The sequence below is a fragment of the Sphingomonas sp. CFBP 13733 genome (genome assembly GCF_014841795.1).
Classification (GTDB): domain Bacteria; phylum Pseudomonadota; class Alphaproteobacteria; order Sphingomonadales; family Sphingomonadaceae; genus Sphingomonas; species Sphingomonas aerolata.
This window is the reverse complement of the sequence record NZ_JACYUP010000007.1, coordinates 17,723-42,223: the sequence shown is the minus strand read 5'-3', so window position 1 is coordinate 42,223 and position 24,501 is coordinate 17,723. Positions and strand designations below refer to the sequence as shown.

At 64.3% G+C, this 24,501-nt stretch carries 17 protein-coding genes and 1 pseudogene; 9 read left to right on the top strand and 9 right to left on the bottom strand.

The annotated features are described in order from the left end of the window. Positions 1-7 precede the first annotated feature (7 nt). The 4 genes from kduD to IFT71_RS18150 all read right to left on the bottom strand — a co-directional run bounded on the left by kduD (position 8) and on the right by IFT71_RS18150 (position 4,310). On the bottom strand, positions 8-763 hold the full coding sequence (gene kduD, locus IFT71_RS18165; protein ID WP_031393792.1) for a 2-dehydro-3-deoxy-D-gluconate 5-dehydrogenase KduD: 756 nt from the start codon (positions 761-763) through the stop codon (positions 8-10). A 122-nt stretch (positions 764-885) separates the two neighbouring features. Next, positions 886-1,728 carry a 5-dehydro-4-deoxy-D-glucuronate isomerase gene (gene kduI, locus IFT71_RS18160; RefSeq protein WP_031393791.1) on the bottom strand — a complete coding sequence of 281 codons (843 nt, stop codon included), beginning with the start codon at positions 1,726-1,728 and terminating at the stop codon, positions 886-888. Positions 1,729-1,740: 12 nt separating this feature from the next. After that, the gene (gene uxaC, locus IFT71_RS18155) at positions 1,741-3,183 is read right to left on the bottom strand and encodes a glucuronate isomerase (protein ID WP_192142719.1); all 1,443 of its coding nucleotides are present in this window, start codon (positions 3,181-3,183) and stop codon (positions 1,741-1,743) included. Positions 3,184-3,269: 86 nt separating this feature from the next. Further along, the gene (locus IFT71_RS18150; protein ID WP_031393789.1) at positions 3,270-4,310 is read right to left on the bottom strand and encodes a LacI family DNA-binding transcriptional regulator; all 1,041 of its coding nucleotides are present in this window, start codon (positions 4,308-4,310) and stop codon (positions 3,270-3,272) included. 94 nt (positions 4,311-4,404) lie between these two features. Between IFT71_RS18150 and IFT71_RS18145 the strand changes: the two genes are divergently transcribed. The 6 genes and pseudogenes from IFT71_RS18145 to IFT71_RS18120 all read left to right on the top strand — a co-directional run bounded on the left by IFT71_RS18145 (position 4,405) and on the right by IFT71_RS18120 (position 15,011). After that, positions 4,405-5,895 (top strand): UxaA family hydrolase, encoded by a 1,491-nt coding sequence (locus tag IFT71_RS18145; RefSeq protein ID WP_192003751.1) that lies wholly within the window; start codon positions 4,405-4,407, stop codon positions 5,893-5,895. Further along, the gene (locus IFT71_RS18140) at positions 5,892-7,331 is read left to right on the top strand and encodes a mannitol dehydrogenase family protein (protein ID WP_192142713.1); all 1,440 of its coding nucleotides are present in this window, start codon (positions 5,892-5,894) and stop codon (positions 7,329-7,331) included. Before IFT71_RS18145 ends, IFT71_RS18140 begins: the two co-directional genes overlap by 4 nt. A gap of 73 nt (positions 7,332-7,404) precedes the next feature. After that, on the top strand, positions 7,405-8,199 hold the full coding sequence (locus IFT71_RS18135; RefSeq protein ID WP_244655035.1) for a 2-keto-4-pentenoate hydratase: 795 nt from the start codon (positions 7,405-7,407) through the stop codon (positions 8,197-8,199). A 24-nt stretch (positions 8,200-8,223) separates the two neighbouring features. Continuing rightward, on the top strand, positions 8,224-9,543 hold the full coding sequence (locus IFT71_RS18130) for an MFS transporter (protein WP_031393785.1): 1,320 nt from the start codon (positions 8,224-8,226) through the stop codon (positions 9,541-9,543). Between the two features lie 105 nt (positions 9,544-9,648). Then, a pseudogene (locus IFT71_RS18125) lies at positions 9,649-12,882 on the top strand (LamG-like jellyroll fold domain-containing protein); the annotation flags it as partial. 683 nt (positions 12,883-13,565) lie between these two features. After that, positions 13,566-15,011 carry a DUF885 family protein gene (locus IFT71_RS18120; protein ID WP_206757459.1) on the top strand — a complete coding sequence of 482 codons (1,446 nt, stop codon included), beginning with the start codon at positions 13,566-13,568 and terminating at the stop codon, positions 15,009-15,011. Between the two features lie 554 nt (positions 15,012-15,565). On the opposite strand, the gene IFT71_RS18115 is transcribed toward IFT71_RS18120, so the two are convergent. The 5 genes from IFT71_RS18115 to IFT71_RS18095 all read right to left on the bottom strand — a co-directional run bounded on the left by IFT71_RS18115 (position 15,566) and on the right by IFT71_RS18095 (position 22,911). Further along, positions 15,566-18,226 (bottom strand): AAA family ATPase, encoded by a 2,661-nt coding sequence (locus IFT71_RS18115; protein WP_192142700.1) that lies wholly within the window; start codon positions 18,224-18,226, stop codon positions 15,566-15,568. A 271-nt stretch (positions 18,227-18,497) separates the two neighbouring features. Beyond that, a complete protein-coding gene (locus tag IFT71_RS18110) occupies positions 18,498-21,131 on the bottom strand; it encodes an AAA family ATPase (protein WP_192142698.1) in 2,634 nt (877 codons plus the stop codon). Then, a complete protein-coding gene (locus IFT71_RS18105) occupies positions 21,128-22,243 on the bottom strand; it encodes a metallophosphoesterase family protein (RefSeq protein ID WP_192071758.1) in 1,116 nt (371 codons plus the stop codon). The genes IFT71_RS18110 and IFT71_RS18105 overlap by 4 nt, the downstream gene beginning before the upstream one ends. A 99-nt stretch (positions 22,244-22,342) precedes the next feature. Next, on the bottom strand, positions 22,343-22,627 hold the full coding sequence (locus tag IFT71_RS18100; RefSeq protein ID WP_031393558.1) for a helix-turn-helix domain-containing protein: 285 nt from the start codon (positions 22,625-22,627) through the stop codon (positions 22,343-22,345). Then, positions 22,624-22,911 (bottom strand): type II toxin-antitoxin system RelE/ParE family toxin, encoded by a 288-nt coding sequence (locus tag IFT71_RS18095; RefSeq protein ID WP_234387436.1) that lies wholly within the window; start codon positions 22,909-22,911, stop codon positions 22,624-22,626. The genes IFT71_RS18100 and IFT71_RS18095 overlap by 4 nt, the downstream gene beginning before the upstream one ends. A gap of 447 nt (positions 22,912-23,358) precedes the next feature. Between IFT71_RS18095 and IFT71_RS18090 the strand changes: the two genes are divergently transcribed. The 3 genes from IFT71_RS18090 to IFT71_RS18085 all read left to right on the top strand — a co-directional run bounded on the left by IFT71_RS18090 (position 23,359) and on the right by IFT71_RS18085 (position 24,403). Further along, positions 23,359-23,541, top strand: a complete 183-nt coding sequence (locus tag IFT71_RS18090) for a hypothetical protein (protein ID WP_244655034.1) — start codon at positions 23,359-23,361, stop codon at positions 23,539-23,541. 108 nt (positions 23,542-23,649) lie between these two features. Then, a complete protein-coding gene (locus tag IFT71_RS21600) occupies positions 23,650-23,853 on the top strand; it encodes a DUF5818 domain-containing protein (RefSeq protein WP_132833749.1) in 204 nt (67 codons plus the stop codon). Between the two features lie 106 nt (positions 23,854-23,959). Then, positions 23,960-24,403: a hypothetical protein gene (locus IFT71_RS18085; RefSeq protein ID WP_192142697.1), complete on the top strand. Its 444-nt coding sequence runs from the start codon at positions 23,960-23,962 to the stop codon at positions 24,401-24,403. The last annotated feature ends 98 nt before the right edge of the window (positions 24,404-24,501 follow it).

The following is a 24,501-nucleotide window of genomic DNA, read 5'->3' as shown; positions in this document are numbered from 1 at the left end:
AGGATCTTCAGCGCGCCAGCCAGCCGCCATCGACCGCCAGGATATGACCCTGGACATACTTCGCCGCGGCCGATGAAAGGAACACCGCCGCCCCGCCGAGGTCGGACGCGTCGCCCCATTTGCCCGCCGGGATGCGCCCCAGGATCGACGCGTTGCGCTCCTCGTCGGCCTGCAAAGCGGCCGTGTTGTTCGTGGCGATGTAGCCCGGCGCGATCGCGTTGACGTTGATGCCCTTGCTCGCCCATTCGTTCGCCAACAGCTTGGTGAGACCGCCGATGCCCGACTTGGAGGCGGTATAGCTCGGTACGCGGATGCCGCCCTGGAACGTCAGCATCGACGCAATGTTGACGATCTTGCCCCCGCCATTCGCGACCATGTGTCGCCCCGCCGCCTGACAGAGGAAGAACACCGATTTCAGGTTGGTGTCGATCACCGCGTCCCAGTCCGCCTCGGTGAAATCGACTGCGTCAGCGCGACGGATGATCCCGGCGTTGTTGATGAGGATGTCGAGCCTGCCAAGCTTGCTCACCGTCTCGTCGACGACGCGTTGGACAGGCTCGATCGTCGAAAGGTCCGCGGACACGATCTCGGCCTTGCGCCCCAGCGCGCGGATCTGCGCGACGGTATCCTCGGCAGGCGTGCGTCCGACACACGCCACGTCGGCGCCTGCGGCTGCAAGGGCAACCGCGATGGCCTGGCCGATGCCGGTGTTCGCACCGGTGACGACGGCGACCGTGCCGGTCAGATCGAAGGGATTCGTCATGCTCTTCTCCTCCCCCCGCTTACAGGGGGGCCGGGGTGGGCTCGCGCTTTCCTTAAGCGGATCGATGGTGGTGAGTGGGCACCCACCCCCAGCCCCCTCCCGCACGCAGGAGGGGGAATTCATCACGCCAGCTGGCAGATATCCAGCACGTTCATGTCGGTATAATCCTGGTTCTCGCCCGCCATCGCCCAGATGAACGCATAGGCCTTGGTGCCCGAGCCCATGTGGATCGACCAGGGCGGGCTGATCACCGCTTCCTCGTTCGCCATCACGATGTGCCGGGTCGCCTCGCCCTCGCCCATGTAATGGAACACGCGGTCCTTCTCGAGATCGTCGAGCTCGAAGTAGAAATAGATCTCGCTGCGACGCTCGTGGATGTGCGGCGGCATCGTGTTCCAAACCGAGCCGGGCTTCAGGACCGTCAGCCCCATGACGAGCTGCGCGCTGTCGCAGATCCCGGGGATGACCATCTGATAGATCGTCCGCTCATTCGAGTCCTCGAGGCTGCCCCGCTCCAGCGTGGTGGCATCGCCAACCGAGATCACACGCGTCGTGAATGCCTTGTGCGCCGGGCACGACGCCAGATAGAAGCGCGCGCCGTCGCCCGAGAACTGGACGTCCTTCGCGCCCATCGTCACGTACAGGCAGTCCTTGTTGCCGAGCGTAAACGTCTCGCCGTCGACCGTGACGGTGCCGCCGACCTTGCCGACGTTGACGACGGCGAGTTCGCGCCGCTCGAGGAACGGGTGTCCTGCCGCAGACGCCGGCTCGGCCTGGTCGGGCAGCTTCACGCTACCGCTCGCAACGGCGACGCCGCCGATCACGAAGCGCTCGGCATGCGTGTAGTTCAGTACGCACTCGCCATCGCGGAACAGGTCCTGGATCAGGTAGCGGTCGCGCAGTTCGTCGTTGGAGACGCACTCCATCATGTCGGGATGCGTGGCGTAGTAGGTGCGGTCGTACATAAGGGACTCCGGTCAGGCCGCTTGCGCAGCGAAAAGAGGTTCGTCGAGACGGTAGGCACGACGCACGAGGCCGCTGGTCAAATCATGCGCGAGTTCTGCGGCTTCCCAGTCGGCAAGGCGGTGCTCGGCGACCAGTCGCGCTAGGAATCCGCAATCGATCCGCCGCGCGACATCGTGCCGCGCCGGGATCGAAAGGAACGCCCGCGTGTCATCGTTGAACCCGACGGTGTTGTAGAACCCGGCGGTCTCGGTCGTCATCTCGCGGAACCGACGCATCCCCTCAGGACTGTCGTGAAACCACCACGACGGCCCGAGCTTGAGGCACGGATAATGCCCGGCAAGCGGCGCCAGCTCTCGTGCATACGTACTTTCGTCGAGCGTGAAGAGGATGATCGACAGCCGCGTGCTGGTGCCGAAACGGTCTAGCAACGGCTTCAACGCATGGACGTAATCTGTCCGCGTCGGGATGTCGGCGCCCTTGTCGCGGCCATGGCTCGCGAACAGCCCGGCATTATGGTTGCGCGATGATCCGGGATGGATCTGCATCACCATGCCGTCCTCGACCGACATCGCCGCCATCTCGGTCAGCATCTGTGCGCGGAAGAGTTCAGCGTCGGCCGACGTCCAATCGCCGCGCGTCACTTTGGCGAACAGTGCCTCCGCCCCGCTGTTCGATAGGTTCGCGGTCGCGGCGGTCGGATGCCCGTGATCGGTGGCAGTGGCACCCGCTGCACGGAAGTCGGCCCGGCGCTTGCGGTGCGCAGCGAGATAGCCCTTCCAGTCGTACACGTCCTCGCCGGTCAGTTCTGCGAACCGCGCCATCGCCGGCTTGAACGCCTCATGCTCGACGTCGATCACGCCGTCGGGGCGATAGGTCGTGACCACCCGCCCGTCCCAGCCCGACTGCCGGATCCGGCGATGCGCGGCGAGATCGTCATGCGCGCCCTCGGTGGTCGCGAGGAACTCGATCCCGAACCGGTCGAACAGCTCGCGAGGACGGAAAGCGTCGGACGCAAGCTTCTCGCTGATGATGTCGAAATACCGGTCCGCGGTCGACGCTTCGAGCGCGACGTCGATCCCGAACACGTCTGCGAACACGTGATCGAGCCACAACCGCGACGGCGTGCCGCGAAACAGCGCATAATGCTGGGCGAACAGCTTCCACGCCGCACGCGGATCGGTCGCGGGCGTGCCGTTCAACCGCGGGATCGCCAGCGCATCCAGTTCGACGCCCTGACTGTAGAGCATCCGGTAGAGATAATGATCGGGCGCGAGCAGCAGCGAGGTCGCGTCGGTCCAGTTGACGTTGTCCGCGAACCACGTCGGATCGGTATGGCCGTGCGGACTGATGATCGGCAACGTCGCCACTTCGGCGTACAACGCCCGCGCAATCGCACGCATCGCAGGCTCCACCGGAAAAAGGCGGTCCGGATGCAGTTCCAGAGCCCTTGTCATCGTCCATCCTCCCTGCCGCTTCGCGCGATCCTCACCCGACTTGGTAACCGGTGTCAGCAGATTGCGCAACATTCAATCCCGTCAGTTCATCGGGTCTCGGTGCCGGCCGGCGGTGAAACCGAGGCGCGCCGGATCAGTGTCGAGAGGAACAGCGACGGCTCTTCGACCAGATCGCTGCCGTCACCGACCCCTGCGATCAACTTCAAAGCGGCCGAGCGTGCCATCGATGCTATCGGCCAACGCACGGTGGTCAGGGGCGGCCAGACGTGCGCGGCGATCGGCGTATCATCGAAGCCGATGATCGACAGGTCGCCTGGAATGTCGAGCCCACGTTGCCGCGCAGCGTGAATGATCCCCGCCGCCATCTCGTCGTTGGACGAGAAGATCGCAGTCGGTCGGGGCATCACGTCAAGCAACCGCTCCGCCGCGACCAGTCCCGACTCGAACGTGTAGTTGCCGTCCGCGATCATGCTGCGCGGCAGGGAGATCCCCGCTGCAGCCAAGGCGTCCTCGAACCCCAGGCGTCGTTCGCGCGCCGAGCGAAATCCATGCGGTCCGGCGACCAGACCAATCCGGCGATGCCCTTGTTCGATCAGATACTCGGTCGCGATGCGCACCGCCTCACGGTCGTTCGACGCGACCATGTGATCGGTATCGTCGATCACCGCAGAGCCCATCCGGACATACCGACAGCCGATCGAGTCGCAGAGCTTGGCGACGGAATCATTCTCGCTGACCGGTGGCATCAACAGCACCCCGAAAAGTCGCTGCCGTTCGAGGAAGTGGCGGAGGTCGTCGAGCATCGTCGCCGATCCGCGATCGAGCGGTCGTACAACCATCTCGAACTCGGTCCCCTGCAACGCCTCGAGCATCCCCTGCTGCACGTTCAGCACGGTCTGAGCGTTTGGGTTGTCGTGAACGAGTCCGATCAGGAAATTTCGCCGAAGCGCCAGCGCCCGTGCCTGCGGGTTGGGAATGTAGCCCAACTCGCCGATCACGTCCTCTACCCGCTTGCGCGTATCGTCGTTGAGCAGCGGCGATCGGTTGATCACCCGGCTCACCGTCTTCTTGGAAACCCCGGCGATCCGGGCAACGTCGTTGATCGTCGGCTGGCCGGTTTTCTGCATCAAGACGACATAGCCCGACCCGACCCAGCCGTCTTGCGGAAAAGCCTGGGTCGTCACATAATGCTGACACCGGTTACCGATAGAAGAGGATGCGATGGCGACTGCTCTGAGGGTCGATCCGCGCGACGGCGTCGCGACACTGCTTGACGATGCCTTGGCGGGCGAGATCGTGACGGTCGGCGAGGGCGTCGACGCCGCTAGCCTGATCCTGACCGCCGACATCGGGCGTGGCCACAAAGTTGCGCTCGCTCCGATCGCAGTGGGCGATCCGGTGGTCAAGTACGGCTTTCCGATCGGCACCGCGACGCAGCCGATAGCCCCCGGTGCGTGCGTCCACTCCCACAATCTCAAGACCGGGCTCGAAGGCACGCTCGCCTACCGGTTCGATCCGGTCGACTCTGCATCGCCGCCGGTCGCATCTACTGCGACATTCGAAGGCTATGTCCGCGCCGACGGCGTTGTCGGCACGCGTAACGAAATCTGGATCCTGTCGACCGTCGGTTGCGTCGCGCGCACCGCGGAGCGTATCGCCGCGAAGGCCGCAGCACTGGTCGGTAATACGGTCGACGGCGTCCACGCCTTCACGCATCCGCACGGCTGCTCGCAGCTCGGTCAGGACCTGGAAGGCACGCGGACCATCATGGCAAGCCTCGCCTGTCATCCCAATGCCGGCGGCGTGCTGATCGTCGGGCTGGGCTGCGAGGAGAACCAGATCAGGGCGCTGCTCGCGACGATCCCGGAGGCCCGCCGCGGCATGATCCGAACGCTGACGACGCAGGCCAGTGGCGACGAGATCGCGGAGGGCTGCGCGCTAGTCGCCGAACTCGCTGCGCTGGCGAAGGCATCGCGCCAGACCGTGGGTGTCGACAAGCTCGTCCTCGGCGTCAAATGCGGGGGGTCGGATGGCCTGTCGGGCCTCACCGCGAACCCATTGGTCGGTCGAATGAGCGACCGTGTCACCTCGGCAGGCGGCCGCGTCCTCGTGACTGAAATCCCCGAGATCTTCGGCGCGGAACAGATGCTGATGAACCGCGCTGCCAGCGAGCCCGTGTTCGACCGGATCGTCGCAGTCGTCAACGATTTCAAACGCTACTTCCTCGATCACGGCGAGACGGTGTCGGAGAATCCCTCGCCCGGCAACGTCGTCGGCGGCATCACCACGCTCGAGGAAAAGTCCCTCGGCGCCGTCCAGAAAGCCGGGCGCGCTGCGGTCTCGGACGTGATCGACTATGGCGGGCGCATCCGGGTCGATGGGCTCACGCTGCTGGAGGCGCCGGGCAATGACGCCGTCTCCTCGACCGCGCTGGCGGCGGCGGGGGCGACAGCGATCCTGTTCACGACCGGCCGAGGCACGCCGCTCGGCTTCCCCGTGCCGACGATCAAGATCGCGTCCAATACCGATCTCGCCACGCGCAAGCCGGGCTGGATAGACTTCGATGCGGGCGCCGTCCTGGAGGATGGCTTTCCGGCGACCGAAGAAGCGCTGCTCGCGCGCATCGTGGACGTCGCGTCGGGCGCCGAGACCGCCGCCGAACGCAACGGCGAACGCGAGATCGCGATCTGGAAACGAGGCGTGACGCTGTGAACCGGTTGTCGTTTGCAAACCTCTCCACCCTGCCCGCATCCATACAAAGCCCAGAGGCACGGTCAGCGGGCGGCGTCGGCATCGTCCATTTCGGCCCCGGCGCATTTCACCGCGCGCATCAGGCGGCCTATGTCGACGACCTGCTTACGCACGATCCTCGCTGGGGGATCGCGGCGGTATCGATGCGGACGCGCGGTACGATCGACGCACTGGCGGAGCAGGACGGGCTCTATACGCTTGCGATCCGCGACGCCGATCCGTCGATGCGCGTGATCGGCGCGCACCGCCGCTTCCTCGGGCCTGAGGACGCGGCGGAGACCCACTCGCTGCTTGCCGACCCGGCGGTCGCGCTGGTGACGACCACCGTGACCGAAAAGGGCTATTGTCTCGGGGGCGATGGCACGCTCGACATGGGCCATCCCGATATCGTCCACGACCTGGCCGGAACCACGGTTCCGCGCAGCGTCGTCGGCTGGATCGTCGCCGGCCTCGCCGCGCGCAGGGCCGCCGGGACCGTCCCGTTCGTGCCGATGCCGTGCGATAATCTGGCGAGCAACGGCGCCAAGCTGCACGCAGCACTTCTGGCTTTCGCGACCCGAACCGACCCCTCGCTGGCGGACTGGATCGCGGGCGAGGTGCGAATACCCTCGACGATGGTCGATTCGATCACCCCAGCGAGCGACGCCGCGCTCTACGGCGACATTGCCTCGACGCTCGGCGTCGAGGATCGCGCCGCGGTCCAGCGTGAATCGTTCACACAATGGGTCATCGAAGACATCGGGTGCCAGCTCGGCCCCGACCTCGCCAGCGTCGGCGCGGCCGTCACCACCGATGTCGGCGGCTATGAAAAGGCCAAGTTGCGAATCCTCAACGGCGCGCATTCCACGCTCGCCTATGCCGGCCTGTTGCGCGGATCGAGCAGCGTCGTCGACGCGATGCGTGACCCGGAACTCGCCGCGTTCCTCGACGCGATGATCGTCCGCGACATCATCCCGATGCTGCCCCCCGTCCACGGGCTCGACATCCAGGACTATCGCGCAGCCGTCCTGCAGCGCTTCCGCAACCCGGTAATCGTCCACCGGCTCGACCAGATCGCACAGGACGGTTCGCAGAAGCTGCCCTATCGCCTCGGCGACACGCTGATCGCCAACCGCCGCGCCGGACGCATGCCGACGCACGTCGTCGCGGCATTCGGCGCCTGGACCGCGTTCCTGATCCGCCGATCGCGCAGTGGACAGCCGATCGTCGACCCCGCCGGCAACAGGCTGGCCATACTCGCATTCGAGGGCAGCCCGGCGGAAATCGTCGCGCGCTTGACGGACGAAGGCCTTGGCATCCCTCGCGAAGTGCTTGAGGACGCTGCGCTTATGGCCGCGCTCGGCCGCGCCGCGAACGACGCTCACAACGAAGACTGGACGTCGTTGTTCGCGGGCTGAGCAAGTCGACTTGTCAATGACACCGGTTTCCCATACGCTTCGAAAAAATAGAACGACATTACAGGAGGGGTTCTTGGCGGCACAGCCGAACACGACCAACACGACACGGATCGCCCAGACCTTCGTGGACGCGCGCCGCGACGGCGGCGTCGTTTTCGAGTTTCCCGGCGACGTGCCGGTCACGCTCGATGAGGGCTATGCCGTGCAGGACGCGGCACTGCTGCTCGCGGACGGCGTCGTGGCGGGCTGGAAGGTCGGACGGATCAACCCGCCGCTCGACGGGATCGACCGCCTGACCGGCCCAATCTTCGCCGATCAAATCGTCATGGCCAGCGCCGATCCGGTCGCTATGCCGGTGTTCGCGCAAGGGTTTGCCGCGGCAGAAGCCGAATTCCTGCTCAGGATCGGCACCGCATCCCACCCTGCCAAGTCGACCTACACGATCGACGAAGCCCGCGCGATGGTCGACGCGGTGCATGTCGGGATCGAGATCGCGAGTTCGCCTTTCCCCGGCATCAACGCGCTCGGGCCGACCGTCACCGTGTCCGATTTCGGCAACAATAACGGGCTGGTCGTCGGCGCCGATGCCGAGGGGTGGCGCGAGGGCGACGTCAACGCATGGCCGGTCGAGCTGTTGATCAACGACGCCTTGATCGGTGCCGCGACGAGTGCGACGATGCTAGACGGGCCGTTCGGCGCGGTCCGCTATCTGCTCGAACACTTGGCCGCCCGCGGAATCGCATTGTCGCCGGGACAATGGGTCTCGACCGGCGCGGTCACCGGCGTCCATCCGGTCGCGATCGGCGACCGGGTCGAGGCGCGCTTCGACGGACGGTTCGCCGTCCACTGCACCATCAAGGCCCGCTAGAGGCTGTCTTTAGGAGAGAAGCCAATGGCGAGCATGAACATGCCGGAGGTGGGCGCGCCCGACGCGAACGGCGCGATCGGTGACGCAGGAGTAGGCGGCAAGATCGGCCGCTATCGCTGGCTGATCTGCAGCCTGTTGTTCGCTGCGACCGCGATCAACTATGTCGACCGACAGATGATCGGCGTGCTGAAGCCGACCATCTCCGCCGAACTCGGCTGGAACGAGACGACCTATGCCGACGTCATCTTCTGGTTCCAGGCCGCGTATGCGATCGGATATCTTAGTTTTGGACGGATCGTCGACGTGCTCGGCGCGCGGATCGGCTATTCAGTCGCCTTCGTGATCTGGACGCTCGGCCACACGCTGTGTGGATTCGCCGGCAACGCGTTCCAGTTCTCGGCCGCCCGCGTCGTGCTTGGTCTAGGGGAGGCAGGCAATTTTCCGGCAGGCATCAAGGCCGTGTCGGAGTGGTTTCCCGCCAAGGAGCGAGCCTTCGCGACCGGCGTCTTCAACGCAGGCGCGAACATCGGCGCAGTGATCACGCCGCTGATCGTGCCCATCATCACGATCGCGTTCGGCTGGCGGATGGCGTTCATCATCACCGGCGCGATCAGCCTGGTCTGGCTCGTCGCCTGGATCGCGATCTACCGCCGCCCCCGCGAAGTGGCCAAGCTGTCGCCGGCGGAACTGGCGCATATCGAGAGCGATCCGGCTGACCCGGCGAAGAAGATCGGCTGGATCAAGCTGCTCGGCTACCGTGAGACGTGGGCGTACGCACTCGGCAAGTTCCTGATCGATCCGATCTGGTGGCTGTTCCTGTTCTGGACGCCGGACTTTCTCGCCAAGACCTATAATCTCGATCTCAAGAGCTTCGGACCGCCGCTAGTCGCGATCTACCTGCTCTCCGACCTCGGCAGCGTGGCCGGCGGGTGGTCTTCGTCGAAGCTGATGAAACGCGGTTATTCCGCCAACTTCGCGCGGAAGATCACGATGCTGGCCTGCGCGTTCCTGGTGATGCCTATCTTCTTCGCCCAATATGTCGACAATCTCTGGCTCGCGGTCGGGATCGTCGGTCTGGCGACGGCGGCGCACCAGGCGTTCTCAGCCAACCTCTATACGATTCCTTCGGACATGTTCCCGCGTGGCGCAGTCGGGTCGGTGGTCGGGATCGGGGGCACGGTCGGCGCGATCGGGGGCATGATGATGGCCAAGTTCACGGGGTACGTCCTCCAGACCACAGGCAGTTACACGCTGATCTTCGCCGTCGCGGGCAGCACGTATCTGATCGCGATCACCGTCGTGCACCTGCTCTCGCCGCGCTTGGCGAGAGTGAACGCCGACTGAGGGTTGTCCCGCCCTCCTGTTCTTACGCAAGGACGGGACCGAGCATGGGTCCTCGCGTTCGCGGGGGCGCATTTGCGACGCAGTGAGATTTAGCCAGATCGCTCAATGCCGATTGGCTGCAAGGAGAGAGCAGTGAAGCGTTCCACCACGGCGTCCGTCCTCGCACTAGCTGTCGCCAGCGTCACGACTGCGGCTGCACAGGACGCAACCGGCCTCCTCTTCCGCGCGTCCGCCGACAAGAGCCTCACCGCCGACTACGCGACCGGTGATCCCGTCCCCAATTTCCGCAGCGGCGTCGACGTCACCCCGGATGGCGCGATCGGCGGCGCCGCGCGATGGGCGGACGACGGTTACGTCGCGTGGAAGGCACCCGGCAACATCCGCGCCGACCGCGGCACGCTCGCGTTCTTCTGGCGCGCCCGCACCCCCGTGGGCGAAGCCCCATTCGTGATCTTCCGCGCCGGGTTCGCGGACCATTCAAGCTGGGACATGGCGTTCTTGCGGATCGACTGGAACGGCCACGGATTCGACGCCTTCGTCACCGACGCCAACCTTTCACAAGTCCGGGTCGCTTGGACGATACCGCAAGCGCTCGCTGCCGACGCCTGGTCGCATGTCTCGTTCGCCTGGGACGAGACGGTCGGCGTGCAGCTCTTCGTCGATGGCAAGCTCGTCGCGCGGAAGGACCAGAAGGCCGACCTCGACAGCGGCCTCGACCAGTTCGGTCTCGCCGGTCGGGTAATGTCGCCGCACCAAGTGCAGAGCCGCTACAATTTCATGCGCGGTTCCGACCTCGACGAGATCCGCGTCTACGACCACATGCTCACAGCCTCCGACGTCGCCGCGCTCGCCGACAAGCGCGAACCGTCCCCCGCCCCGGCGACCGGCCCCGCCGCCAGACGCACGGCTTGGCTTCACCGCTACGGCTGGGACAAGACCACACCGCCCGTTCTCGATGCCGACGTAACGCGCGTCCGAAAGGTCGAGTTCGTCGACGCGAAGGACCTGAAGCAATGGATGTGGAAGGGCGTAGACGGCATCGCCGAGACGACCTGGCCCGGCGTCTACAACCGATCCCGCCTGCCCGGCCGCGACGATTATTTCGAGCTGCCCGACTGGAACACCTATGTCGAAGGCGGCAAGCGCTACGATCTGACGATCCCCCCTGGCGAGCGCGTCAACCGCGTCGAGATCCGCGGATCCGCGTACGGCCGACTCGACTGGGGCGACGGAACCAAGACTGCCCTGATCGGCGCCCGTGCTCCAGGCACGGTCCGCAGCGTAAACCAGTTCGCCCCCCGCACCGGCGGCACGCTCAGCTTCACCAACACGATGCAGGAGCAACCGATCCAGGAGTTCTGGGCCTACGACATCGGCGCGGGCGCAGAACCCGCAGGTAGCTTCAAGCTCTCCTACACCGTCGACGCAACCGCCTCTCCCAACCTTGCCGCCCTCGCGCCCCTCAACGCCTACATCGCGGGCCGCTTCGCTTCGGACGAGCGCAGCACCGTCGTCGCGATGCCCTCCGTCGGCCTCAAAGCCGCGGTCGGCGCAGGCACCGGCGGCGCATCCGGCGCCCCCGTACGCCGCAAGGACGCCGCGCCGATCGTCCACATCCTCATCCCGGCGAGCTTCGGCGACGCGCTTCCCGACCGCCCGCTGGCACGCGCGTTCGACTATGGCTGGCAGAACCTCAACGACGGCCTCGACGGCCTCGCGATCGACATCCCCGCGCTGAAAGCCGAGCCCAACGCCGCCGGCCTGATCGCGCTCAACGTCCGCGTGAAGGACCCGATCTGGCCGGGCCGCGACGTGATCGACCTCTCCGTCTCGGTCCGCCCGAACGAAGCACGTACGCTCTGGCTCGACCTGCGCGACCGCATCCTGCCCAACGACAGCATGTATCTGACGATAGCCAGCGCTGAGCCGGGCTTCGATGCCGCCGCGCTGAACGGCGCGAAGATCCGCCTCGTCTTCAAAACTCGCGCCGCCGCCCTTATCGAACACGTTGCCGACCGGATGACGCAAGTGAAGGACAATTGGGGTTTTCTCGTCGAGGAACACACCGCGTCGAAGCGCGCCGGCCTCTACCAGCGCCTCTTCGCCGACATCTCCGACCTGCTTCGCGTCGACCCTGATAACGCGCGCGCCCGCACCTATTGGGCGGACATCAATTATCGGCCAGAAAACCTTCCCGCCTTCGTTCAGCCAGTGGCCCCCGCAGGTGTACCCCTATGGGCCTTCCGACAGCTCGAAGACCTCAAGCGTGTCCGCGAGTTCGTCATGTGGTGGATCGACGAACGGCAAGTCCCCTACGGTGATTTCGGCGGCGGCCTCTCTGACGACACCGACCTGACGCAGCAATGGCCCGGCCTTGCGTTGATGGGTGTCGAGCCCGACAAGATCAACGCCTCGCTCCGCGCGCTGTCGGATGCGGTCTACAAGAACGGCATGATCGTTAACGGCCTCGGCTACATCACAGCCGACGAACTCCACGCGTACGAGGAGGGCCTGAACAGCAACGCCGAACGCCTCTATCTGAACTGGGGCGAACCCAAGGCGATCGAGCGGCTGATGGACACCACGCGTGCCCTCCAGACGGTGATACTCAAGAACCCCGCCGGGCACATGCACTTCGCCAGCAACTGGTATGGCGGGCGGAAGATGTACCGCGAAGGCGCATGGGAATGGCAGAAGCCCTATGCCTTCACCGTTATGCACGGCCCGATGCTGGTCGGCCTCTACAACGCCAATCCGCTCGCACGCGGGCTCGTCACCGGCGTGATCGACGGCTGGATGGCGCATGGCAAACAGGGTCCGGACAGCAGCTGGAGCTATCCCAATGAGATCAACTGGCGCACCGACGCCGAGCGCACCGGCGACGGCGGCGGCATCACCACCTCGCTCCAGGCGACCTGGGCCGCATGGCGCTACACCGGCGATGCGAAATACCTGCGTCCGATCGAAGCACGCCTCGCCAAGGCGGGTGCGGGGGCACTCGCCGAGTTCAACGAGAACGCGTTCGACGCACTTCCCGGTGGCGCCGCGGCCCGTGCCAAGTTAGCCGCCACCAAATCGCAAGACCCGTTCGCCCGCTACACTGCCTGGGCCGCGACCGGCGACACCGCCCCCCTGGAAGCACTCCACGCAGATGCGATCGCCGACAAGTCGCAGCACATGGACATGTACACCGAAGGCCATTGGTGGAGCGACCGCGTCGACCAGCCAAGCGAGATCCTCCAACGCGAGCGCCTCGGAGGCATCGCGCTGCGCCGCAACCAGAGCTGGCCAGGCAACACCGTAAGCTGGCGCTTCGCCGAGCTAGGCGCCGCAACACGCNCGATCACGCCCAGCGCGCGACGATGTCGACTTGGACCGTCACCGCCGGCCGCTGGTCGATGCAGGCGTCGACCAGCGGCGACGGCGGCAAGACGCTCACACCGATCGGCGCTGCGCAGACCATGACGCTCGAACGCAGCGCCAGCACTGACGTGACGTTCGCGCCCGGCACCACGGTGTTCGACTTCGCGCTGATCGAGCCGGGCACTCCAGTAGACGAGCGCGGGGACCTCGGCATCGGCACGGACGACGTGGTCATGAGGGGTCGGAGCGCAGCGATCACCGTCCACAGCCTTGGCGCGAAGGACACAAAAGGCGGCCATGCGGAATTGATCGACGCGACGGGCAAGGTCGTCGCCACCACGCGCATCCCCCCGCTAGCCGCACCGCTCGATCTCAAGCCCAAAACCGCGACTGTGAAACTTGCGGTCCCGTCCCGCCTCGATCCCGCGACGCTGGCCATCCGCGTCGCGCTTACCGGAGACGAGCCCGAGATCACCCAAGCCAACAACAGCGTGGCATTGACCCGATGATGCGCACTCCATGACGCTTCGCCAATTTCCCGACGCCTGCTCCGTCGGTAGCGTGACCGCTCCCACCCCGTTCGCGCTGAGCGAAGTCGAAGCACACCTCCCTTGGGTCACGCCATTCGACTTGGCTCACGGCGAACGCGAGTATGTGGGATGACGCCAAACCGCAGGAATATGCTCGCTGGGCTGGCGTCATCAGTGTTCTTCCCTTTTAACGTGCACGCCCAGACCGCCTCGTCTCTACGCCAAGCGCTCGACGCGGCCGCGGCGACCGATCCAGACGAAGCACTCCGTCTTCTCGCCCCCTTCGACCCACACGCCTTGCAGCCCGGTGGCCGCCTTGATCTGATCACAACGCGAGCCGGTTTGGCGGTCGACGCCGCCATCGCGCGGTCCACGTTCGGCCGCACCGGACGCAGCCCTTACCGCGTCACCCCTACGACCGGCGCCTGGAAGGCGGCACGTCCGGTTCAAGCCAGGATTGACGCAGACACCACCGCAATCCTCGCCGACGCCAAAGCAGGCATCGTCGCTCCCCGCCTGTCTCTCGATCGCACGGTCGACGCTCTCCGGGCGGCGCTCCCAGATCCCGCGATCGAACGACAGATCGCCGCGCTCGAAAGTCTCCGCGACATCGCACCATCCGCTCCCGGGGTCGGACGGTTCAAGGGCGGCGCGGACTGGTACGCGCTACAACTGCAACGCTCGCTCGGCACCATGACGCCAGCCTATGCGGAACGTCGACTCTTTGTCGAGCTGAACCGCCTCCACGCCCGTGCCACGTACCTGTTCGATCGGATTGGCGCGCCCAAAGGGACGGTCGCGGCGCGCTATGCCAAACTCTGGCAGAACGAGCGCTTTCTCTATCCGGACACTAACGCTGGCCGTGCCGACGCAATTGGCGACATGAACAGCATGCTCGCCACCGCGCGAGCAAAAATCCCGACGGCGTTCGGCGAGCTCCCTCCCTGGTGCCTGAACGCCAGCGCCCGCGCGTTATCCACAGAGGAGATCGCCGCTGGCCGCGGCGGCTATCGAGAGGTCCCAACTCCGACTCGCGCCGGCGCATATGTCGTCGATCTAAAGGATATTTGCCGTCGCCCGCGCTGGACGTTCCCCAGCGTCGTGGCACACGAATTGCTGCCGGGCCATATGATCCAACTGGGTCTGGAAGGTATCACCCCGCCCCACCCGCTCCGCATCGAATACGCGTCATCCTTTGTCGAAGGCTGGGGCATCTACGCTGAGCAACTCGCGGAGAAAGCCGGCACATACGGCGATCCTCACGATGCGCTCGGGCACACCCACTGGCTCCTTTTCCGCGTCGCCCGCGCGCTCGTCGATCTTGGTATCCACCTTTACGGTTGGTCGATCGAGCAAGCAAGGCACCGCCTTACCGAATGGCAAGGTCAACCCGCCTATTTTGCACCGTTCGACATTGAGTTGGCGCGGATTCCCCTCGAGCCGGGCACTCGCGTTGCTGAGGCGATGGCTTGGCTCGCAATTGCCGACGACGGCCGCCGTAAACGGGCTACCGCCTATCATCGCAGCCTACTGCTATCGGGACGGAAGCGAGTTAACTTAACTATCGTAAGTTGAAATTTGCGATCTTCAGATTAGAAAATACACATCCGCTCTGCTGTAGGTCCCAACTGAGAACGTTATTCCGCTCTCTACCAGGAAGCCGCCGTTCGCGCCCCTGCCCGGCCGCCTGAACGAATGGCAGCTTACCGCAACGGGCCGCTCGAAAGCGGGCAGGCCGCTATCCACCAAGCGTTAGCGTTGCTGGCGAGGCGCCAGGCCCCATTCCGAATCATTCAGGGCCTACTTGTGCGGCCCAAAACAGACATTCGTTCAAGGTAGTGATTTGGGCGCCGCAAACTCCTGCAATCGATTCAGCGGGTTTCGTTCGCTGATTAACGGATGCGCAAAGCGTCCTCTACGCTGAGTTCGGATCGAGCGACGTCTTGGAAAATTCATCGCCAGCCTCACACGTAGGCAGTAGGCGCGCACTTACGAGCTTGCGCGCAAATTTGCCAAGTTCGGGCGCGTCGCCACAAATCACTCCGCGATTGTTTTTATTCAAAATTTCAGACCAGAGTGGCAAAACCCGCCGTCCTGATGACTATAACTCCAGCGGACAAGTGCCTCACCTATAGCAGCGTCGCGCCTACAGGATTCTCGAGAGCGGAACGCGTTGCAAACGTCGCCTTCCGCCGCTTGCCGAGCTCGATTCTGAAATTATCGAGCACCGTAAGGTCGGCCTCCATCTCGTCCGGGGACGGCTGCGGGATGTCGCGGCCGGCTGACATGTCGTGGCCTGAACGTTCCGAGGCCCGCTTCATCGCGAAGAAGATCGTCCGGTAGTCTTCGTCAGTGACGGTCACCTCCTTAAGCCTACCCGTCATCACGTCCGGCACGAACCTTACAACCGTCTTCGCGAAGACCACCTCCTCGACCGCCCGTTCCCAAGATTCGCGCAGATCAGAGTAGAAGTCCTTCGCCTGCCGCCGGTATTCGTCCGTGTCAAAGTCAGTCAGGGATTTAAGCTTCTTCGCGCGTAGCCTCAGCGTCTCGATCCGCGCGCCGAGGTCGGCAACCCAGGGCTCGCGGTTCTCCCGGATCACGCCGAAGCCCTCGGATTGGGTCTTAGCGACGACTGACTTAACCAGCGGTGCGCCGTCTCCTGCTCTGGCGGCCTCCGATATCACCTCGTTAAAGAACACCAGGTTGTGCGTGAAGATGATCACCTGCCGTCCCTTCTTCGCTTCGGTCACGAGACGGTGCGCGACTTTGCGAATACGCAGATGGTCAAGCGAAGAGACGGGATCATCTACAAGAATTCCGTAGCGCGCGTCGTCGCCTCCGATCTCGGCTAAGAAGCACGCGAGCGCCAGCGCCCGCTGCTCGCCTTCTGACAGCACCTGGTTGTTCTTCACCGCGCCGGCGCCGTGCAGGCCAACTGAGAAGAGGCTCTTCCCACCGGAGCTGGAGTCGCTAACCTTGAACGGGAGGTGGGTCAGGCCGAGCGCGGCGATCTCCTCTGCGATCCTTCGTTCGAGCTCCTCGGTCACGAGCTGCTTGCGTAGGGCGGTGATCTGCGTCGAGATCGACCGCGTGGCTACCCGCGCCTGACAAACCGTCAGCAACTTCTGCTCCGAGACGTCACGCAGTCGCTGGAGCACCGTCTCGAGGTCATTCCCGAGCTTGGCCCGATCTTGGAGTTCGGCCAGCCGTGTCCGCATGGCGTCAAGCGCCTCGGTGTGCGAAGCGCTCCGCTGGAGCGACGCAGCCTCGGCCTCGAGGCGTGTGAGTTCCGCCGCGACTGTATCTACGAGGCCAGTAACATCCGGCGTAGGTGCCGGCGTCGCCGTCTCGTTCAGAAGTGCAGCGCGCCTTGCCTCAAATCCGGCCAGCCCCTTGAGGAGGTCGACCACGGCCGCAGCCCTGGTCGCGTCGAGCTGTCCGTATCCAGACAGGGTCTCTTCGACGACGGTTGCCTCAGGCACCTTGACCTGCTCGACCTGCGCCAAGAGCTTCTTCAGGGTATCGCGCGCGCCGTCGGCGCGCTTCGTAGCTTCGCCGCTCACGAAGTCATTGAACCGGGCGAGCCGCGCAGCGCCCGGCGGGGTTAGCGGCTCGAGACACAGGAGGCACAGGTCGCCGGTCGTCTCGGGCAGGCGCTCTGGCGGTATCTCCACGCCAGCCGCAGCGAACTCGCGGGCTGCCTCAAACAGGATGCGCCAAGACTCGCCGCCGACATTCGCGACAGGTTCGTCCCCAAAACTAACAGTCGCTGCGATCCTCTCTGCCTCCACCGCTTGGCCCAGCTCGCGCCGGGCCGACGCGAGCGTCTCGCCCACCGTCTCCGAGAGTCCGTCTTGGAGGGTCGCCAGCACCTGGCCTACGCGCGTTAGCACAGTGACGGCGCGGCGACGCGTCGCCGCCAGCGCCACCGGATCTGCGGCGAGCTCGGCTTCGAGGCGGGTAAGCTCAGCGAGGTCCGGCTGGCTCAACTCGGACAGTCTGCGGATCTCGTCCTCGGTGGGCAGCGAGGGGGCCCTGGAGTCCAGCTTGGCGAGGGTTAATGCGACTACGCTACCCGGGGTGTATCCGGCCGGCAGCCCGACGCGCAGCCGCGGCGTGAGCACCTTCTCGTCCGCCAAAAATTTCGCGGCCATCCGCTGGCACAGCTCGCCGTGGTGTTCGAGGATTGCGAGCTCGCGGGGCAGATAGGCGATCCTGTTGCCGCTATCGACGTAGAGCCGGGCGTTATGACTGTCGAACACAGAGATCTGGCGGAGTTGTGATGGAGGCGGTGTCGCGGGATCCCACTCGAGCTCGGTCACCGCATCGTCGCCGACCTGGTAGCGCACATGCACCCGCATAGGTCCGCCGCCGGCGTCGAAGACATTCCCCCTCAGCTGATCCGACGTTAGGCTCCGGCACAGCCGCTTGGCTATGCGGGTGTAGCCGCTTTTCCCGCTCCCGTTTTCCCCATACACTAGAGTGATGCCCACACCGGCCATGCGCAACTTCTGACCACCGGCTAGGCGGTCTATGTTCTGCACGGGACCTAGCTGCGCAAGCACCGTCCGCCGCGTCTCGCCCGAGGGGCCACCGAGTTGCGAGGCGTCGATTGCAGTCATGGGGTGGGGTGAAGAGCTGGCACCGGCCGCAGCACGCACGTTGTCGAGGATGCAGTCGGCATCCGTCTGCGCAATAGAATGATCTGCCGCCGCAGCGATCCGACGAAGGCTGTCATTTACCCAGTCAGGCTGCTCCGCAGCCCAACTCATCAGATCCTTGGCCATTTCTCCTCCCCTGTACGGCCAGAATGATTGCGTCCCGTGGCCGAAGCAAGTGAGGTTTCAACTAAATCGATCCGATGGACTGGCGCCTCGAGCAAAGGAGTTTGAGCAAACCACCGAGTGTGCCGGTTCGTGCTCAAAAGCAGTCGTTGCCATCTACCATTAGCGCTCGAAAATGTAACGGTGGCCCCGTCTGAACAGACGTCCGCTTAGCACGATCGCTGCCGGAAAGCGGACGCTTCAATCTCTACCACCGGGCTTCCAGTCGTCGTTTTCACCGAGCTCCGATTAGGTTTACCCTGTTTCCAAGATGTCGGAACGCGCGGTCACGGCAGGTCAGCAGAATCACCTGCATTCGCGACGCCGCGTCGGTCAGGATCTCGGTCATCAGATCGAGGCGGGCATCGTCCGAATAGACGAGCGGGTCGTCGAGGATCAGCGACACTGGTAAACCCTGCTCCAGCAGCATGTCCGCGAAGGCCAGCCGAGTGAGCACCGAAAGCTGCTCCTGGGTGCCACGGGAAAGGTCACCGCAATTTTCACCTAGCCCGCTACGCATGATTGATGTCAGGCCTAGATCATCCCCAAAGCTAGGATCGCAGCCGGGCAGGAGCCGCTCGATGTGCCGACGCGCCCGCCGGGCGACGGGCCCGACGAACGTCCGTGAGGTCTCTGCACGTGCACCTTCCAGCGTGTCGCGAAGCAGCTTCAGCGTTTCCGCCTCCTGCGTCACGCGCGCCAAGTTGGCGGCCGCAGCATCCGCTTCTTCTCGCGCAGCAGCAGCGCGGTCCGCCAGTCCCTTGCCGCCTTCCGCCTCAATCCGGGCCTCGAGCCCGGCGACCACCTTCTCCAGATCGATCCGCTGCGTCCGGGCGACCTCGATACGTTTGTCCAACACCCCGATCTGGCGTTCGATCACCGCTACATCATGCGCTGTCGCAGCACGTTCGGCATCCTGCAGACGAACCAGCGCAGCAGCTTCTCGCTGACGTGCCTCCAGCATAGCCTCATCCAGACGATCTACCTCAGGCTTGCCTTCCAAAGCAGCCAGCTGCGCTACGGCGTTGGCAGCATCACGCTCTGCGCTAGCCGCCTGAACCATCAGCGGCGCATTGCGCGCTTCCAGCTCGCGCAGTTGCGCAGACGCCGCCTCATCGACGCCCTCCGCCCTTGCGAGCGCGCAATCCGCCTCCGCCGCGATCACGCTCAACTCGTCGACGTCCGGTCCTTTCTCACTGCCCTCCCCTTCAGTGCTTTCCGGCAATCCTGCCATGAAGGTCTTCAGGGCCGAAGCACCGGCGTCGAGACCGAGCAGCGCCACGGGCGGCGTGATTCCAGATATCTGCGCTTCAAGCGTCCGCACGTTGGCGACAGCATCACGTGCAACCTCATTACGTGACCGCGCGTCAGCGACACTTGTCACCCCGTAGTCGGCCAACGCGGCGCCCAGGTCATCGCGGGCGTTGGCGAGCGCCGTTTCGGCGCTTTGCAGCCCAGCTGGCGGTCGGATGATTAACTCAGCCTCGCCAAGCTGGATGCGCGTCTCACGCGATAGCGTCTGGTCACCGCGCTCGACCGGCATTCCGTCGATCCGAACACCGCTGACATCGCCCGCGAACTCGATCCGGGTCGCGCCCGCCTCGACTGCCGCGCGCGCCTTGTCGACGGCACGTTCGCGTTCCTCCAGCGTCTTGATGACGCTGGAGGGGATCACGGTCGTACCGAGTTCGCGCGCTGCCTCCAGTTCGGCTTCGAGGGGCAGCAGCTCAGCATGCCGCTGGCGTACCTGCGTGATCTCAATTTGACGTGCTCGCGCCGCAACGCATTTGTTGCCAGCATCAAGTGCGGCATGCGCCTTGCGCCTATCGTCGCGGGCCGTCGCCAGCCTATCACGCGCCGTACCCGCTTGCTCACGCGTGCTGGTCAATTCCTCTTCCAGGCCGGATCGTTTCTCACGCGCCTTGCCAAGTGCTGCGGCCGTGTCACTGACAGCCTTCCGAGCATCAGCGAGACGCGCGGTGAGGTCCTCCAGTCCCCTAACCTGATCAGCAAGGCGGCCTCGCTCGGCCAGCCTAGTATCGCGCAACTGCGCAGCAGACCGCGCCACGTCGATCTGACCAACGAGAGCCTTTCGCCGATCTGCGTCCGTCGTATCGGCAAGATCACGGTCCAACACTTTCAGCCTAGCCCAAGCGGCCTCGAGATCGGAGAACCCTTGTTCAAGGGCGGCGAGCCGGGCGGCCGCCTCGGTCGCAACGCTCTCGGCAGCGTCATGCTCGGTACGTGCCGTCGTCTGGCGACCGCTAGGCCGGCCGGTGTTAGTCCAATAGTCTGCGAACTGGCTGTCGATCCGGGGCCGGACACGCTGGTAGGCTGCGCCGCCCATGATCGTGCCAACCTCAGCCTCTAGCGTCGCACGCACGCTATCGCGGACGATATCGCCCGGGGCCGTGACTTCGAGCGCCTGCGCCTGCCCTACCCAAAGCAGCCCCAGCGCACCGTGAGCGGCCGCGTCGCCGGCTTGGCTCGTGTCACGGCGCGCGCCGAGCAATGCCTGCAGCTGAGCTTCAGCATCTTCGCCTTGTGCACGGCCGTTTGGTCCACGCACCTCGACCGACGCACCTTTCAGGAAGCGCTTATTAACCTGCCAGTCCTCGCCTCGCGCCTCGAAGCCGACCTCGATCTGCGGGGCGACGGCCTCGCCGTGCGGCGCATAGCTCCGCGCCAGCCGGTTGGCTGTGTTGTGCCGAATGAAGAAGGCCGCGCGCATGGCTTCCAGCAGTGTCGACTTGCCGGTCTCGTTGGGCTCGATGATGACGTTCAAGCCGTCAGTGAGCCCGTCGAGGACGAACGGCTCACGGAACTTACGGAAGTTGGCCAGCGCGATGCGCCGGATCTTGAGGCTCATGCTGCGTCCTGTCCGCGCTGATATTCCACGAAGAGGCGCTCGAGCGCCCGCTTGGCCGTGACCCCGTCGGTACCGCCGGCCTCGATCATGCGCATCAGCTTTGCGGCAGCCGTTCCGATCATCCCCTCTACCTGCAGATCCGCCAGGTCCTGCTCGCTTGGCCGACCCACCAGGTCGTCTGCCGCAACCGCCAGATGCCGAAGGCGATGGCGTAGGTCATTGTCCAGCTTGCCAAGGATCGTGATCCGGTCGGACAGGCTGACGATGCCGGCAAGCGACAGCTGCAGGAGCGTTGCCGACGGTTCGATCGGGCCAAGCAGCCGATCGCACTCGGCGGCAAAGCCGTCCGCGTCAGGGATCGTCCAATCCCGCATCAGCCATTGGAACTTGCCCGTGCGGATCGGTGACACGATCGGCTCCACGCCTTGCTCCAGCGCCACGAGCAAGGCATATCCCGGTTCGTCTCGCTGGAACCGATCTTTCTCCGGTGTGCCGGAATACCAGGTTCGTGAATCGACCCGCAGCGCTCCGTGCCAGTCACCGAGCGCCAGATAGTCTAGGCTGGAGCGCTGTGCGCGATCGGGAGCGATCTGGTTTTGCGCCTCACCGCGCGACGAAAAATCACGGATCGAACCATGGGCCAAGCCAATGCGCAGTGTCGCGCCCGGCGTCTCCATCGTGTCGAACAAGGCCGTCGGGTCATCAAGATTGTGCCGGTGCGTGAGTGGTGCCGGCAAAAGCCAGTGTCCAGGTTCCAGCTCGCATGGCACGGGCTCGGTGATGACGCGGATGTTCGCCGCCCCTTTGGCGCGGACACGGTCCCAAAGACCGCTGTTGCGGGCGAAGTCGTGATTGCCGGGGAGCAGCCACCACGTGCAGGCATATCGCTGCATCCGTGACACTGCCTGCACAATGACGCGATCTTCTGGACCCTCGGTATCGAAGACGTCGCCAGCGACCAAGACATGCGCAGCGTCATGCTCGGCCGCGGCCTTGCCGATCGCATCGATCGCATCGAAGCGCGCTTCGCTAAGTGCTGCGCGGACATCACTATCAAAGCGACCGTACGGCTTACCTAGCTGCCAGTCTGCGGTGTGGATTAGGCGTAGCATAGGGCTCTTTCGGTAACTTCTGGCCTACGTGCCGAACGCTGCCGCCACTTGGCCGTTCTGCTGGCAAACATCATCGTCATTGCGTTCTTGTTCAGGACGCTACGCCCGCTGAACGAGTTGCTCGATGGTCTCTGGTTCGGCTTTGATCAGCGACAATAGGACTCGCGCCGGCGCATCTGGCTGGCTGCGGCTTTGCTCCCAGTCCCGCACTGTACCCAGCGGGAGATGGTATGCGCGGGCAAACTGATCCTGTGTCTTACCCGTACGTTTGCGGATCGCCGCCACATCGATGGGTGCCGCTACCCTTGCGTGACCCGTTTCCCCGTTGGCATGAGCGATAGCGTCACTGAGGCCGGCTGCGATCTTGTCGAAGGCACTCTTCATTTTTTCCTCCTAAGGCTGTCGGTCAGCGTCTTGGTAAAAGTGGCAAGAGCATTACGCTCGCCCTTGGTCAGGTTAGCTTTTTCGTTCTTCCCGAAGACGGTCAGCAGGAACGTCGGTACATTCATGCCCGCATAGTAGGTGATCACCCGATACCCGCCAGATTTACCGCCGCCCGGTCGCGCTACCCTTAACTTCCGAGCCCCGCCGCACCCCGGCATGATCTCACCGGCTTCCGGATTGGCAGCGATCAGATCGACCACCATCTGCTGCTCCTCGGCACTCATGCCAACGTCCTTCGCGGCCGCAAGGTAGGCACTGGTTTCGATGACGGACTGCATACGATAGCATGTACGGGGTACCCGTAGTTAGTCAAGTGGGTAGCATTTGGTTGGGAGGCACCAGAACGCGGGCGGTAGCCCCCTGCCCCACAGTCTGAACGAACGTCTGTTTACCGCAATCGCCGCCCGAAAACGGCCGGGCCGCTATCCACCAGTTTTACCGTAAATGCGGACGGTCCGCATGCACCGTGATGGCGCCGTTCACTCTTTGAAGCTGTGCGTTCCTGCCGCTTTGGGATCTGTTGCCAGAACGCGGTGCGGTTCTCCATTAGTGAAGCTTCTTCCGCCTGCAGATAGCGGGCATTTTGGCCGAATGACTTCAGCCAACCGGCCGTAGATGCCCCTGCCGCCCCCGCGACGTTTATGATAAAAGGCGGCATGCTCAAGACAAGAATGAAGCGGGTCGCCGATCGCGGCGATCACGCGGTGCGGCAGCTTGCCGAGATCGAAGCCTCGATCGCGGACCTTTCCAACGAGGATCTGCTCGATTTGGCCGACATCTTCAAAGCCGAGCCCCACTCACCAATCGGGGATATGGCATTCGTTGAAATGGCGCGGCGGAATATCAGTCTTTAGAGACCGGTCGGGAACGAATTAGCAGTATCGGGGACTACCAAGGAGCATCGGCTGCCCCAAGGATCTCCCACAATTTTGCATGATCATCAACGGAGCGACGACATAGCGATGGTAGCGATTGGTACCAGGATCAATGAGATAGGCACCTTGGTCCGCGATGGCGGAGCCTTCTATCTTCGCCGCGATGTCGGTGGCCGCTACGAGTTGGAGCTGCATCGAACCCCCGTAGATCTGGTAGAGAAGCGCGTCCGGCTCATCGGCACATTGGTTGGCCCGGATCTGGTGAACGCTGACGGCGTTGCGCCAGCTTAGTTGGCTGGACCTTTGTCCCGTTCAGTCGTCAGCCACTGGCCGCGATTCTGAATCAATCTGACTCATTGGCGTTGCGCGCAAACTGCTAGCGAGCATCATCCATGCCATGGAACATCGGATCATTCATGCCTGCGGTCATGAGCAGGCTCATCATCTCTCCGGCTTTGAAAGCCAGCAGGAACGTAAGGCCAAGTGGCTGAAGACGACTACCTGTCGTGACTGCTTCGTTGCGGAGAAGCGGGCTGAGGAGGTCGCTGCGGCAGCGTTAAGCAGCGCCGCTGTCTCACACCTTGTTCTTCCGCCGCTGACTGGGACTGATCGGCAAATCAGCTGGGCGTCGACGGTCAGGAACAAGCGGCTCGCAGCGCTAACCAACCCAAACAGCGACGCCGACTGTAACGCTTGCCTTCGGGTCACTGACGCCAAATGGTGGATCGATTGCCGCGATCTAGATGACGTTGATCTGATGGCAGCCGCGAACCGAACGTCAAACATGCAATGCGTGCCGACGCTCATTCCATCGACTACAAATCCGACGATCGCCCTCTGAAGGCATAGGCCGGCCTCGCGATCCACGCCGGTAAGCCAGACGCCTATGTGTGCGAGCAGGGTCTAGACCTCCTGAATAAGGTGTTCAATTTCGCTGTT

Excerpts from the sequence above, each read along its gene's own strand:
- kduD (WP_031393792.1), bottom strand. The coding sequence starts at position 763 with ATGACGAATCCCTTCGATCTGACCGGCACGGTCGCCGTCGTCACCGGT.
- kduI (WP_031393791.1), bottom strand. The coding sequence starts at position 1,728 with ATGTACGACCGCACCTACTACGCCACGCATCCCGACATGATGGAGTGC.
- uxaC (WP_192142719.1), bottom strand. The coding sequence starts at position 3,183 with ATGACAAGGGCTCTGGAACTGCATCCGGACCGCCTTTTTCCGGTGGAG.
- IFT71_RS18150 (WP_031393789.1), bottom strand. The coding sequence starts at position 4,310 with ATGCAGAAAACCGGCCAGCCGACGATCAACGACGTTGCCCGGATCGCC.
- IFT71_RS18145 (WP_192003751.1), top strand. The coding sequence starts at position 4,405 with ATGGCGACTGCTCTGAGGGTCGATCCGCGCGACGGCGTCGCGACACTG.
- IFT71_RS18130 (WP_031393785.1), top strand. The coding sequence starts at position 8,224 with ATGGCGAGCATGAACATGCCGGAGGTGGGCGCGCCCGACGCGAACGGC.
- IFT71_RS18120 (WP_206757459.1), top strand. The coding sequence starts at position 13,566 with ATGACGCCAAACCGCAGGAATATGCTCGCTGGGCTGGCGTCATCAGTG.
- IFT71_RS18115 (WP_192142700.1), bottom strand. The coding sequence starts at position 18,226 with ATGGCCAAGGATCTGATGAGTTGGGCTGCGGAGCAGCCTGACTGGGTA.
- IFT71_RS18110 (WP_192142698.1), bottom strand. The coding sequence starts at position 21,131 with ATGAGCCTCAAGATCCGGCGCATCGCGCTGGCCAACTTCCGTAAGTTC.
- IFT71_RS18105 (WP_192071758.1), bottom strand. The coding sequence starts at position 22,243 with ATGCTACGCCTAATCCACACCGCAGACTGGCAGCTAGGTAAGCCGTAC.
- IFT71_RS18100 (WP_031393558.1), bottom strand. The coding sequence starts at position 22,627 with ATGAAGAGTGCCTTCGACAAGATCGCAGCCGGCCTCAGTGACGCTATC.
- IFT71_RS18095 (WP_234387436.1), bottom strand. The coding sequence starts at position 22,911 with ATGAGTGCCGAGGAGCAGCAGATGGTGGTCGATCTGATCGCTGCCAAT.
- IFT71_RS18090 (WP_244655034.1), top strand. The coding sequence starts at position 23,359 with ATGAAGCGGGTCGCCGATCGCGGCGATCACGCGGTGCGGCAGCTTGCC.
- IFT71_RS21600 (WP_132833749.1), top strand. The coding sequence starts at position 23,650 with ATGGTAGCGATTGGTACCAGGATCAATGAGATAGGCACCTTGGTCCGC.
- IFT71_RS18085 (WP_192142697.1), top strand. The coding sequence starts at position 23,960 with ATGGAACATCGGATCATTCATGCCTGCGGTCATGAGCAGGCTCATCAT.